The following is a 12,771-nucleotide window of genomic DNA, read 5'->3' on the forward strand; positions in this document are numbered from 1 at the left end:
AAGCCTCTCCGCCATGTCGACGACATCCTGATTGATTGCAGATGAATCTTTTGCTCGAGTTGGAGCTATTCTGACTTAACCTTCACGCAGGGATGAGACCATTACCCTTATGGATGGGATTATCTGGACAGGACTGCTCTTTAGATTGATTCAAAATATATTGACATTCGATTCCGTGCCCGTTGCGGAATCAGAGGAACAGTGGGGTGAGGCACGCTAAGGGTCCCTCCACGGTTCGGGCAGACCTCCGGTTTCAGTTCGGGCGAAACACCGTTCTTGGAAGCCGTAGCTCCTTCTCCTGGCCGGAGCAGGGTCAGGCCGACCGGGCGTCACGGTGCGCTCGGGCATCTCGCGACGAGGATCGCTCCGCTCACACCGTAATGCGACCGCCGCGCCCGTAGACGAGCAGCATGGAGATGATGACGCAGCCATAGATGATCTGCCGACCGGCCTCGGGCATCTGCATGATGGAGAGCACCGAGTTCAGGAGCACGATCAGGATGACGCCCACGAGGGTGCCGAGATAGCGTCCGCGTCCGCCGAGAATGTTGGTGCCGCCGATCACCACGGCGGCGATGGCCGGGAGAAGATAGGCGTCGCCCATGCCCTGATAGGCCTTGGTGGAGTACCCGGCGAGCAGCACGCCGGCGAGGCCCGCCGCCGCGCCTGAAAGCGCGAACGCGATCAGGACCACGCGGTTCGTGTCGACGCCCGAGAGATAGGCAGCCCGCTCGCGATTGCCGATGGCATAGATGGAACGGCCGAGGGTCGTGCGCGTGAGGATCGCCACGACCACGACGGACACCGCCAGCCAGACCAGGAGCGCCATGGGAATCACGCCGCCGATCCGGGCGACCGCGAGATATTGCATCAGATCCGTGGCCGCCGTCTGCGGGGCGAAGCCGCCGGTATGCGCCACCATGAGGCCGCGCATCACGGCGTTCATCCCGAGCGTGAAGATCATGGACGGCACGCGCAGATACGCGACACCCAGTCCATTGACGATGCCCACGAGAAGACCGACCCCAATGCCTGCGGGGATCGCCCACGGGCCACCGACGGCGGTCGCCATCATGGCCGCGGCGGTCAGGGTCCAGGGCACGGAAAGGTCGATATGGCCGAGCAGGATGACGACCATGAGTCCGGCCGCCACGATGCCGAGGAAGGCCCCCACCTGAAGCTGCTGCAGGAGATATTGCGGCTGGAGGAGCGGCGCGCTCCCCTGGGTGTAGAGCGTGTACCCGGTTCCGACGAGCAGGATGAGCAGGACGAAGCCGGCCGCGAAGACCACGGGCTTGTCGTCGGGCCCGAGGCGCAGGCTGCGTGGCGCGGTGATCATGTCGGCCGTTCTGCTCACCGGAACACCTCGAGCTTGTTCTTGAGCCGCAGCAGCTTCAGGCCGCCGAGGCTCACGGCAGCGAGAAGCACGATTCCCTCGAAGAGAGGCTGCAGAAGGGGCGCCACGTCGAAGATGCGGAAGTTGAAGGAGATCGTGCGCAGCACCATCGCGCCGATCATGGAGCCGATGGCGCTGCCGGTGCCCCCGAGAAGCGATGTGCCGCCGATGACGACGGCCGCGATGGAATTCAGCGTATAGGCTCCCGCCTGCGGAATGTCGGCATTGCCGGATGAGGTCTGGAGTGCGAGGAACAGTCCACCGAGACCGGCGAAGAGGCCGGCCAACGTGAAGGCCGCGAGTTTCGCCCGATGAATCGGCAGGCCCGACATGTAGGCGGCGCTCTCCGACGAGCCGATCGCATAGACCGTGCGCCCCGTGACGGAGCGGGTGAACGGCACCCAGACCAGAAGGATGATCAGCGCAAGCAGCACAAGCGGCACCGGAATCCATGCGAAAGGTTGCAGCCAGGCGGCTTCGCCCCCGTCGAAGAGCCCGAAGGTTGCCGCGAACTCGCGCACGTCGCTCGTGACCGCCCAGGACAGGTCCTCCTGCACCTTGCCGCCGGGTGTCGGGCGCAGGATGAGGGCGAACCCCATATAGATCGCGCTCGTCGCAAGCGTCGCGATGATGGGCTGAATGCGCCCATACACCACCACGCATCCGTTGACGAAACCGCATGCGGCGCCGGAAGCGATGCAGACGACGATGCCGAGCGCGATCTCGGCCGGGCTGCCGTCGACGAGGTGGCTCGCGATGCAGCCCACGAGGGTCATCACGGCACCGACCGAAAGATCGAGGCCAGCCATGAGCACAGGCACCGTCTGCGCCATCGACACAAGCGCCAGGGCAAAGACCTCGTTGGCGTTCTGGACCAGGATCTGACCGGTGAATCCGCGGGGGTGACTCATCTGATAGAACAGGTACAGCACGAGGAAGAGCGCGAGCGCCCCGAGAATGCCGGCGTGCTGCCGCCATCTCAGGCGCAGGTCGCTCCCCCACCGACGGGTCTTCTCCTGCGGTTCCGCTGCGGCGGGCGTGAGCACCGTGTCAGACATGGGCCGGTTCCCGCCGCTCGGAGATGTTGAGCGCGCCCGCGATGAGGTTGCGCTCCGTGATCGCATCGCCTTCCAGTTCGCGCACGATGCGGCCGTCATACATGACCGCGACGCGGTCGCAGCAGCCGATCAGCTCCTCGTAATCCGTCGAGTAGAACAGGATGCAGGCACCCTGCTCCGCGAGCTCGCGCATGAGCCGGTAGATCTCCTGCTTGGTGCCGACGTCGATGCCGCGGGTCGGATCGTTGAGCAGGATCACGTCGGGGTCCGTCGCAAGCCACTTGGCGAGCACCACCTTCTGCTGGTTGCCGCCCGACAGGGTCGAGACCGGATCGCCCGCATCGCCGACCTTGATCCTTAGCTGCTCGATGGCCCGCTCCACGGCGCGCCGGGTGCGGTTCGCATCGATGAATATTCCATGCGAGAGACGATCGAGCGACGCCATGGCGATGTTGTCGGCAATCGACATGGAGAGGATGAGCCCTTCGCTCTTTCGGTCCTCCGGCACAAGCGCCATGCGGGCCCGCCCGTTCTTGGCGGCCTTCGGCGACGTCGCGGCCGTGGGCTGCCCGTCAAGCGTCACCGTGCCTCGGACGCCGCGCAGCACGCCGAACAGCGCGAGCAGCAATTCCTTCTGCCCCTGCCCGTCGAGGCCGCCCAGTCCCACGATCTCGCCGCGTCCGGCTTCGAGCCCGACGCCGTTGAGGCGGTTCTCCCAGGAAAGGTCCCGGATCGTCACAAGGGGCGCCGGACGCGGCCGCTTCGGCTTTGGCGGAAACTGGCCTTCGATCTCGCGACCAATCATGAGGCCGATGATCTCGTCATGGCTTCGCGCGCCCTTGGCGAAGGTCTCGATGTGCCGCCCGTTGCGGAAGACCGAGCAGCGGTCCGCCAGCGCGTTGATCTCATGCATGCGATGGGAAATGTAGAGGATGCTCAGGTCCCGGGCCTTCAGTTCGAACAGCATGCGATAGACACGGTCCACGTCGGCAGCCGTCAGCGCCGAGGTCGCCTCGTCGAGAATGAGGAGCTTGGGATCGCGGCCGAGCGCCTTCGCGATCTCCACCATCTGCCGCCGGGAGAGCGGCAGGTCCGAGACGCGGCTCAAGGGGCTGATATCCTGGCAGCCGATGCGGGCGAGCAGTTCTTCCGAGCGCCGGCGCTGCGCGCGGCCGTCGATGAACCCGAGGCGGCGCGGCGGGCTCGACAGGGTGATGTTGTCGGCCACCGTGAGCTCCGGCATGAGCGAAAGCTCCTGGAAGATGCACACGATCCCGGCTCGGTTCGCCGCCGACGGGTTCGGGAACGTGACGGGTGTACCTTCGAGGATCATGCGGCCCTCGTCCGGCTGAACGACGCCCGCCATGATCTTCATCAGGGTCGATTTCCCGGCGCCGTTCTCTCCGAGCACGGCGTGGATCGACCCGCGGCTGCACGCGAAATCCACATCCCGCAAGGCATGGACGCCGCCATAGCGTTTGGAGATGTTTTCGAGGGCGAAGAAGGGCGCTGGTGCGGGCATGGGGCCTCTTCGACAATCGGAGGAGGATCCTGTCCGGGCATCCGTCCGGACAGGATCCGATGTGCTTTGACCGTGAGCCTCTTACTGCGTGTTCTTGGCGTCCTTCGCCATGATCTCGGGCGCCGTCACGTTCACGCCGCAGGCCGGGAATTCGTTGGCGGCGAAGAAGTTGTCGGAGAGGTTCGACCAGAAGTTCACGTTGTCCTTGAGGGTCGTGTAGTCGACGGCCGGGATCGGCACCGAGATGAGCTGAGGCATCGGGTTGCCTTCGAGCGCCGAGAGCGCGGCCTTCATGGAAATGGCCACGAGACCGGGCGACTGGCTGTAGGAGAAGCCCTTCAACCCCTCGCTCGCATGCTGCGCGATGAGCTTGCGGTAGCCGTTCTCGCCCTCGCCGGCCATCGGCACGAAGGGATGCTTCGCGTCCATCATGGCGCGGACGGATCCCGTCGATCCACCCTGCGTGAACACGGCATCGAACTTGCCGTGCACGGCGAGTGCGTCGGCGGTCGCCTTCTGGGCCGTGCCGTCGTCCCAGTTGCCCACCACCTCGACGATCTGGAACTTGCCTTCCTTCTCCATCACCTCGCGGAATCCGAGATGGCGGTCACGGTCCACCGAGTTGCCGGGCAGGCCCCGCACTTCGAGGATCTTGCCGTCTCGCTTTTGTCCCAGCTCCTTCAGGAGATGCCGCGCCGAGAGCCGGCCGATTTCGAGCTGGTCCTCGTTCACCTGCATGACCTTGTCGGTGTCGAGCACGTTGTCGAAGGGCACGATCACCACGTTGCTGCGATCCGCCAGACGGATCACGCGGTCGAAGCCCTCGGGCGCCACCGCGATGGTGATGATGGCGTCGTAGCCCTGGTTGATGAAATCCTCGATGGCGCCGAGCTGCGCGGCCACGTCGGTGCCGGTCGAGACGACCTTCAGCTCCTTGATCTTGTCCTTCATGCCAGGCTGCTCGGCATAGGCCTTGGCGGTCTGGATCATCTGGATGCGCCACGTATTGCCGACGAAGCCGTTCACCACCGCGATGCGATAGGGGCCGGGCTTCTTGTCCCATTGCATGTACTTGGTCTGGGCATTCCATGGCTTGAAGCAGCCCGGATCGGGGCCAGGACCCGACACAGTCTTGGGACCCGCGAGGGATGCAACGGACGAGAGCAGAAAACCGGTGAAAGCAAGTGCAGACAGGCGAGCAGCGCGTGCCATATGATCCTCCTAGGATGGCGTTCTTCCCGGATCTGGTTCGTCTGTGGCGAACCTGGACCAACTAGCATGTTAGGTCGCGCCGTTACGTAAGACAAGCGGAGGCAGCCGAGAAGACGCCTCCTTCCCACCCAACCAAAACGGATGATACGACCTGTGGCTTACGACTTGTCCTTCGACGGCAGGATCGAGCCGACGATCTCGCGTGCCGTGTTCGCGATCACGCTGCCGGTGTCCGGATCGCCTTTGACGAGCGCTCCCATGAAGTGACGCGCCTGCTTCAGGGTGATGTGCGGCGGAAGCGGCGGCACGTTGGGATCGGTCACCATGTCGAGCACGAACGGCCGGTCCGCCGCGAGCGCTCGGTCCCATGCGGCACCGATCTGCTCCGGGTCCTCCACGCGCAGGCCGTCGAGGCCGATCGACTTCGCGAACTCGGCATAGGGCACGTCGGGCAAGCCTTGTGAGGATTCCCATTTGGGATCGCCCGACTGCACCCGCTCCTCCCACGTGACGTAGGCAAGATCGCGGTTGTTCAGCACCATGACGACAAGGCGCGGATCGGTCCACCGGTCGCGGTATTTCGCGATGGTGATGAGTTCCGCGAGGCCGTTCATCTGCATGGCGCCGTCGCCGACGAGCGCGATCACCGGCCGATCCGGATGGGCGAATTTCGCCGCGATGGCATAGGGCACCGCGCATCCCATGGTCGCCAGGGTTCCGGAGACGGAGCCCATCATGCCGCGTCTGAACGCGAGGTCGCGCGCATACCACACGGTGGTCGTGCCGCTGTCGGCGGTCACGATGCAGCGGTCGGGCAGGCGCGGCGACAACTCGGTTGCGACCCGCTGAGGATTGATCGGCCGGGCGGACGCCGCGGCCATGCCGGCGAGTTGCTTGCGCGACTCCTCGATGTTCGTCGCGATGGTCTCGCGCCAGGAGCGGTCGGGCTTCTCGTCGAGGAGTGGCAGCAGGGCGGCCAATGTGGCGGCCGCGTCGCCCACGAGATTGACCTCCATGGGATAGCGCAGGCCGAGCATGCCCGCATCGAGGTCGATCTGCACGCCCCGGGCCTGTCCCTCCTTCGGCAGGAACTCCGTGTAGGGAAAGCTCGATCCGACCATCAGCAGGGTGTCGCATTCCGTCATCAGGTCCCAGCTCGCCTTCGTGCCCAGAAGGCCGATGGACCCGGTGCAGAACGGCAAATCGTCGGGCACCGCGGCCTTGCCGAGAAGCGCCTTGGCAACGCCTGCCCCCAGCCGTTCCGCGACGGCGACAACTTGGTCCGTCGCCCCGAGTGCTCCCGCGCCGACCAGGATTGCGACCCGCTTGCCCGCATTCAGCACCTCGGCGGCCCGGTTGAGCGCCGCGCCGTTCGGGACGACCGGCGACATCTCGATGCCGACCCCCGAATGGGTCATGCCGTGCTCGCGCGCGGGCTGGACCATCGGCTCGGCCTGGAGATCGTTGGGCAGGATCACGCAGGTGACCCGCCTCTCCGCCTTGGCGATCCGGTAGGCCCGGTCGATCAGGTGGCGCACCTGCTCAGGCGTCGAGGCCGTTTCCACATAGGCACCGGCCACGTCCTTGAAGAGCGCCTGCAGGTCGAGATCCTGCTGGTAATGGGCCCCGATGGCAGTGCGCGCCTGCTGGCCGACGAGGGCAAGGACCGGCTGGTGATCTAGCTTCGCGTCGTAGAGACCGTTCAGGAGATGGATGGCCCCTGGCCCTGACGTCGCGATGCAGACACCCACCTCGCCGGTGAATTTCGCCTCCGCGCAGGCCATCAGCCCGGCCATCTCCTCATGCCGCGCCTGGACGAACTCGACGGCATCCTCCACGCGGGCCAGTGCCGCGATCAGGCCGCCGATGCCGTCGCCGGGATAGCCGTAGACCCGGCGCACGCCCCATTCCTGCAAGCGCTGCCATATGAAATCGGCCACTGTCTCTGCCATCACGGGCTCCTGTCTGGGATCACCCGTTCAACACATGCGGCTCAGGCGCGGTTGCATGACGATGATCGTGGGTCATGAGCCGAACACGGAAGGTCGCCGCACTCCGCTTGGAACGAATTGAAAATCGGGCGCTTTGCAATATAAGTTTATATCGTAGTGTCCCCATGCCCCCCATGCCCCCCATGCCCCCCATGCCCCCCATGCCGCCGCTCCCGACGCAACGAGCCGACAGCTAATCCGGTTTTCCGCACTATCCACCGGAGCCGCAGTAGCCGCTCGTGCATTGCTGAGGTAGGAGACGGCAGCTTGGTTCACCTTGCGACCTGACAGGAACTTTGAAGTGTTTGCCGTGCCCCAGCCACCGTCCAACGAAGCCGAACGGCTCGATTTCCTCTTTTCCTGCGGGATCCTCGACACGTCTCCGGATGAGCGGTTCGACCGCATCACCCGCCTGGCTGCCCAGTTCTACAAGGCCGATGCCGCGTTCATCGGCTTCATCGACGACCGCTATCAATGGATGAAGTCGATCCAGGGGGAAGGCGTGGGTCCCTGGATCGAGCGGGAGCGGTCGGTCTGCCAGCTCGTGATCTCGTCGGGAGAGCCCCTGGTCATCGGGGACATGCAGGCCGATTCACGGCTCGAGGGGCATCCGGTCGTTCCCCTCCTGCCCTTCCGGTTCTACGCCGGCGTGCCGCTCGTGACGGATGACGGCGCCGCCGTCGCATCTTTGTGCATCCTCAAGCGCGAGCCGCAGGCCGCCGACGGGTTCGACCTGTCTCCCCTGGAGGATCTCGGGGCGATTGCCGTGGACGAGCTCGAACTCTGGCGCCTCAACCGGGAACTCGAGCGGGCCTCCGCGACCGACGGGTTGACAGGCCTGGCGAACCGGCGCGCCTTCGACACGACGCTCGATCAGGCGTGGCGGCGGCTCCAGCGCACGCGAGAGCGCCTGTCCCTCCTGCTGATGGACCTCGACTTCTTCAAGATCCTCAACGACCGGGCCGGGCATCCGGCGGGCGACGAGGCGCTCCGGCAATTCGCCAAGATTCTGTCGGCAACGGTCAGCCGGCCCGACGACCTGGCGGCCCGCTACGGCGGCGAGGAATTCGCCCTGGTCCTGCCGGATACCGACCATGCCGGGGCCCTAGCGGTCGCACGGACGATCCAGGATACCCTCGCTTCGGCCAGGATCATGCATCCGGGCGGCATCGGCGGACGTCTGACGACGAGCATCGGGCTCGCAACGATCGGTCCCGAGGATGTGGACTGCCCGGACGCTCTCGTGGCCCGGGCCGATACGGCCCTCTACCGGGCCAAGCGGGAAGGCCGCGACCGCTGCGTCACGTGGAACGCCGGCGAATAAGTTTCCCTCGCGGATGATCCCGCTGGTGCCATAGTCCTGTCCGCAAGGGAGCCTTATGATGGCCGCGCGGCCTTCTCAGGTCGCGGGAGACGGCCATGGCGACGAAGTCTCAGCTCACCCAGGCGACAGGGACGATGCCGGAGCCGGCCCCGTTTCCTCCGACCCCTTTGCTGATCGATCCGCGTCGCGGCGACGTGGAGGACGATCTGGCGAGCACCAAGAGCCGGTCCCTCCTCGCCATCGGCGGGCGGCTTCTGGCGGAGATCAGCCTTCCGAAGCTCGTCCTGGCCTGGATCATGCTGATCGGCCTGCCTGCAATCCTCCTGGGACTCGCGCCCCTGGTGGTTCTGGGATGGGCCGCCACCCTCTCCGGGCAGGTGGCGACCGAGCTGGCAGGCTTGTGGTCGCTGGTGATCCTCGCCGGTCTCGCCGCCCTCGCATGGTTCGGCGGCAAGCCGGTGCTGCGTGCGGCCGAACGCAGCTTCTGGTCGCTCAATGCCCTGGCCGTTCAGCCGATCTACACCCTGTTCCGCGAAGGGTTGCGGCACATCGCCGGCAGGCTTGCCCCCAGTCTCCGGCCCCATCGGCTGACCCGTCTCTACGCGATCGCCGCCCTGGGAGGCGGCCTTCTGGTGAGTGCCCTCTCGTGCTGGCTCGTCGTCCTCGCCTGGCCGGCATCGCGCTGGGTCGGGGACGCGTGGGACCTCCTGACGCCGCTTCAGCTGATCGTCCCGGCGCTGGCCAACGCGACCGTCATCGTCGGATGCTATGTCACGGGTGCCGCGCTGGTCTGGGCCATAGCCGACGCCGCATTGGGACGGCCAGCCGACCTCATGGCCTTCGACGGCCTGCCCTCCGACGCCCGGGTCTGGCGCGTCGCACATCTGTCGGATCTCCATGCGGTCGGCGAGCGCTACGGATTCCGCATCGAAAGCGGCCGGACAGGGCCACAGGGCAACGACCGGATGCACCACGTTCTCGACAGGCTGGACGCCGTTCATGCGCGCGAGCCTCTGGACCTCTTCCTGATCACCGGCGACATGACGGATGCCGGCCGGTCCGGCGAATGGGCGGAGTTCATGGACGCCGTTGCGGCCCATCCCGCTTTGGCCGAGCGTGTGCTGATCCTTCCCGGCAACCATGACGTGAACGTCGTCGACCGTGCTAATCCGGCGCGGCTCGAGCTGCCGACGAGCCCCGGCAAGCGCATTCGCCAGCTGCGCACGTTGTCCATCATGGAAGCGCTGCACGGCGACAGGGTATTCTGCTTCGACACCGAAAGCGGCCGCCTTGGCCCGACCTTGAGCGAGACGCTCGCGCCGTATCGGGATGACATCGCGGCCTTCGCGGACAACGGCGGCATCCGCCGGTCCATGCGCCTGACCCGGATCTGGGACGACGTGTTTCCCATGGTCGTTCCGCCGACGACCGACGACGGCATGGGTGTGGTGCTGCTCAACTCGAATGCGGAGGCGCATTTCTCGTTCACGAATGCCCTGGGCCTGATATCGGCCCTTCACGCGAAGGATCTGGCGGCCGCGATGGAGCTCTATCCACGCGCCGGCTGGATCGTCGCGCTCCATCATCATCTCGTGGAGTATCCCACGCCCGCGAAAGCCTTCTCCGAGCGCATCGGCACGGCCCTCATCAACGGAACCTGGTTCGTCGGACAGCTTCGTCCCTTTGCCGACCGACTGGTCGTGTTCCACGGACACCGGCACACCGAATGGATCGGACAATGCGGCGGCGTGCGGATCGTGTCCGCCTCCTCTCCGGTCATGAACCCGCCGCAGAACGGCAGCGTGTCGTTCTTCGTGCATAAATTTGCGGTCGGCGGCGGGACGCTGAAACTCGCCACGCCCGAGCGCGTCGAGGTCAGGCTTCCCGACGGGTCCGGTCAGGGATGGGCGGATCCGTCTCCTCCGGTGGACCGAGCAGCATCGCCAGCCACCGGGTCGCCGGATCCTGGGCACAGAAGGTGAGGACCGCGATCGTGATCGGCAGGCCGATGAAGGTCCCCGGGATCCCCCACAGGAACGTCCAGAGGAAGATGGAGAACAGCACCACCGAGGGAGACATGGCCAGCATGCTTCCGGACAGGCGCGGCTCGATATAGCTCCCGACCACGAACTGGATCACGTTCAGGCAGCCGAAGACCACGATGACGGCCTGCCACGTGTCGAACTCGACCATGGCGAGCAGCGTCGGGAAAAGGGTTGCGATGAACGGGCCGATGAAGGGAATGTAGTTCAGCGTGAAGGCGATCACCCCCCATTCCTGCGCGAGCGGCAAACCGAAGAGAACGGCGAAGGCCCACACGAGCGCGCCGGTGAGAACGCTCATCAGAGTGCGAACCACCATGTAGCGCCGGATCTTCACGCCGGTTTCCGCGCCCCCAGCGAGCAGGACCTGCGCGATGCGGCGGTTCGGGAGCGCATCGACCTTCCTGGCCGTCCCCTCGACCTCCAGCAGGCCGAGGATCACGTAGACGAGGACGACGAGCCAGAAGCTCAGGGTCGTGTTCACCTGGCTGGTCAGCTTCTGCGTCAGGCCCACGAGCCAGCCGATGTTGAAATGATCGGCCCACAGGCTCGCTATCGCGACCCCTCTCTCCTCGAGCCAGAACGACATCTGATTGTAGAACTCCTGGAACCGGCCCATGTTGGCCAGGATCCAGCGCCCGACGCGGCCGAAGGCCCAGACGACGAGCGATGCGAATCCGCTGAACGCCACCACGAGCAGCAGGATGCTGACCGCCAGGGCGACGAGGCGCGGAATGGTGGCCTGAAGCCGGAACTGAAGCGGCCAGACGAGCGCGATCAGGAACAGCGCGAAGGCGAACGGAGCAATCACGGCCTCTGCCACGTAGATCGCGCCGAGGAGAGCCAGGACCACGAGGGTGATCAACGGCCAGTGCATGGACGAGCGACGAGGAGGTACCTGATGCGACGCTTCCGAGGGAGCCTGCGGCCGATCCATATCGTCTTCCCCGGGTTCGCGTTTGCAGATCGGACAATGTCCCGATCTCTTCCGCAACTCAAGCTTCGTTCGTTGCCGAGAACCAGAAGCGCGAGCCTCAGCACTCCGCCAGCAGGACATCCAGATCGGCCGTCGAGCGCTTGCCGAGATCGTCGGCGTTGGTGTCCAGGAACTCACTCGCGGCCCGGCGCCCCTCCGCTCGCAGCATCGACACGAATTCCCACTCGCCATTGAGCTTCGACGAGGCGCCGAACCCGGCCAGCATGTCGCTCCGGATCCGATGCGTCCGCATCCGGGCCCAGCGGGCGCCCTCGCCCGTTCCGGGATCCGCGACCTGACGCAGGAGCGCAATCATCCGGAGTTCCTTCATCAAGGGAGAGTTGAATGAAATCTCGTTGAGGCGGTTGAGGATGTCGGTTGCCGTGCGCGGCATGTCCGTCCGCTCGGGCGGATTGATCTGCACCAGGATGGTGTCGTGCGCGTCGGTCTCGCGGACCAGCGGCGTGATGGTGGGATTGCCCACGTAGCCGCCATCCCAATAGAGTTCTCCGTCGATCTCGATGGCGGCGAACATCGTCGGCAGACAGGCGGACGCCAGAAGGACATCAGGCGTGATCTCGCCATTGCGGAAGATGCGCCCGCGCCCCGTCCGCACGCTCGTCGCCGTGACGAACAACTGGATCGGAGACCCGGCAAGGCGCTCGAAATCGACGCTCTCGGCCAGAATCGCGCGCAGGGGATTGAAGCCCGACGGATTGAGATCGGAGGGCGAGAGAAGCCGCGAGGCGAGGTCCATCGCCACGTAGGCCGGAGACGTGTCGAGCGTCCAGCGGCCCATGAGACGGTCCAGGGGCGAGCGTTGCAAGGGACTGAAGGCCGCGGCCCGTGACACGCGTCTCCAGTATCGGTCGAGCGCATGGCGGGCCCCCTCCGCGCCCCCTTCGAGCCAGCCATCCGCCAGGATCGCAGCGTTCATCGCGCCGGCCGATGTACCTGAAATGCCCGTGATGCGAAGCCAGGGCTCCTCGAGAAGCCGGTCCAGCACGCCCCAGGTGAATGCGCCGTGCGATCCTCCGCCCTGAAGGGCCAGATCCACCAGGACCGGACTCCGTTTCATGATGCACCTCCGCCGCGCCAGACCGACACCGGCCTCTCTTGCGCAACCTCGGCAGCCATCATGCGAGCGGCGGCTGTCGGAAATGGGGCGGGGCTCCGGGAGGCTGCACATCGCGGAGACAGGCAGCGAGCCACTGTTGCGTCAGATCGGGACGAGGCGAGAGAAAATCGCG

General features: G+C 65.7%; 9 protein-coding genes. 2 read left to right on the forward strand and 7 right to left on the reverse strand.

All coding sequences use genetic code 11. From position 1 onward, the window contains the following. Nucleotides 1-370: 370 nt before the first annotated feature. From AB4097_RS04800 to AB4097_RS04820, 5 genes are all read right to left on the reverse strand, one after another. Nucleotides 371-1,339, reverse strand: a complete 969-nt coding sequence (locus AB4097_RS04800; RefSeq protein ID WP_442037463.1) for an ABC transporter permease — start codon at nucleotides 1,337-1,339, stop codon at nucleotides 371-373. A gap of 14 nt (nucleotides 1,340-1,353) precedes the next feature. After that, nucleotides 1,354-2,454 (reverse strand): ABC transporter permease, encoded by a 1,101-nt coding sequence (locus AB4097_RS04805; RefSeq protein WP_442037464.1) that lies wholly within the window; start codon nucleotides 2,452-2,454, stop codon nucleotides 1,354-1,356. After that, nucleotides 2,447-3,976 carry a sugar ABC transporter ATP-binding protein gene (locus AB4097_RS04810; RefSeq protein ID WP_442037465.1) on the reverse strand — a complete coding sequence of 510 codons (1,530 nt, stop codon included), beginning with the start codon at nucleotides 3,974-3,976 and terminating at the stop codon, nucleotides 2,447-2,449. The genes AB4097_RS04805 and AB4097_RS04810 overlap by 8 nt, the downstream gene beginning before the upstream one ends. Nucleotides 3,977-4,057: 81 nt before the next feature. After that, the gene (locus AB4097_RS04815; protein WP_442037466.1) at nucleotides 4,058-5,188 is read right to left on the reverse strand and encodes a sugar ABC transporter substrate-binding protein; all 1,131 of its coding nucleotides are present in this window, start codon (nucleotides 5,186-5,188) and stop codon (nucleotides 4,058-4,060) included. 158 nt (nucleotides 5,189-5,346) lie between these two features. After that, complete coding sequence (locus AB4097_RS04820; RefSeq protein WP_442037467.1) at nucleotides 5,347-7,140, reverse strand: thiamine pyrophosphate-requiring protein; 1,794 nt, start codon at nucleotides 7,138-7,140, stop codon at nucleotides 5,347-5,349. 349 nt (nucleotides 7,141-7,489) lie between these two features. On the opposite strand from AB4097_RS04820, the gene AB4097_RS04825 reads away from it, so the two are divergent. After that, nucleotides 7,490-8,503, forward strand: coding sequence for a diguanylate cyclase (locus AB4097_RS04825; RefSeq protein WP_442037468.1), 1,014 nt, complete (start codon nucleotides 7,490-7,492; stop codon nucleotides 8,501-8,503). Nucleotides 8,504-8,598: 95 nt separating this feature from the next. Further along, the gene (locus tag AB4097_RS04830) at nucleotides 8,599-10,485 is read left to right on the forward strand and encodes a metallophosphoesterase family protein (RefSeq protein WP_442037469.1); all 1,887 of its coding nucleotides are present in this window, start codon (nucleotides 8,599-8,601) and stop codon (nucleotides 10,483-10,485) included. Here the strand turns inward: AB4097_RS04830 and AB4097_RS04835 are convergent. Continuing rightward, a complete protein-coding gene (locus AB4097_RS04835) occupies nucleotides 10,379-11,422 on the reverse strand; it encodes an AI-2E family transporter (RefSeq protein WP_442037513.1) in 1,044 nt (347 codons plus the stop codon). The two genes, AB4097_RS04830 and AB4097_RS04835, sit on opposite strands and share 107 nt — an antisense overlap. Nucleotides 11,423-11,579: 157 nt before the next feature. Beyond that, nucleotides 11,580-12,599 (reverse strand): patatin-like phospholipase family protein, encoded by a 1,020-nt coding sequence (locus tag AB4097_RS04840; protein WP_442037470.1) that lies wholly within the window; start codon nucleotides 12,597-12,599, stop codon nucleotides 11,580-11,582. Between the last annotated feature and the right edge of the window lie 172 nt (nucleotides 12,600-12,771).

Source organism: Microvirga sp. 2MCAF35 (assembly GCF_052115545.1).
Taxonomy (GTDB): Bacteria; Pseudomonadota; Alphaproteobacteria; order Rhizobiales; family Beijerinckiaceae; genus Microvirga.

Coding starts and splice junctions, on each gene's coding strand:
- AB4097_RS04800 (WP_442037463.1), bottom strand. CDS start 1,339: ATGATCACCGCGCCACGCAGCCTGCGCCTCGGGCCCGACGACAAGCCC.
- AB4097_RS04805 (WP_442037464.1), bottom strand. CDS start 2,454: ATGTCTGACACGGTGCTCACGCCCGCCGCAGCGGAACCGCAGGAGAAG.
- AB4097_RS04810 (WP_442037465.1), bottom strand. CDS start 3,976: ATGCCCGCACCAGCGCCCTTCTTCGCCCTCGAAAACATCTCCAAACGC.
- AB4097_RS04815 (WP_442037466.1), bottom strand. CDS start 5,188: ATGGCACGCGCTGCTCGCCTGTCTGCACTTGCTTTCACCGGTTTTCTG.
- AB4097_RS04820 (WP_442037467.1), bottom strand. CDS start 7,140: ATGGCAGAGACAGTGGCCGATTTCATATGGCAGCGCTTGCAGGAATGG.
- AB4097_RS04830 (WP_442037469.1), top strand. CDS start 8,599: ATGGCGACGAAGTCTCAGCTCACCCAGGCGACAGGGACGATGCCGGAG.
- AB4097_RS04835 (WP_442037513.1), bottom strand. CDS start 11,422: ATGCACTGGCCGTTGATCACCCTCGTGGTCCTGGCTCTCCTCGGCGCG.
- AB4097_RS04840 (WP_442037470.1), bottom strand. CDS start 12,599: ATGAAACGGAGTCCGGTCCTGGTGGATCTGGCCCTTCAGGGCGGAGGA.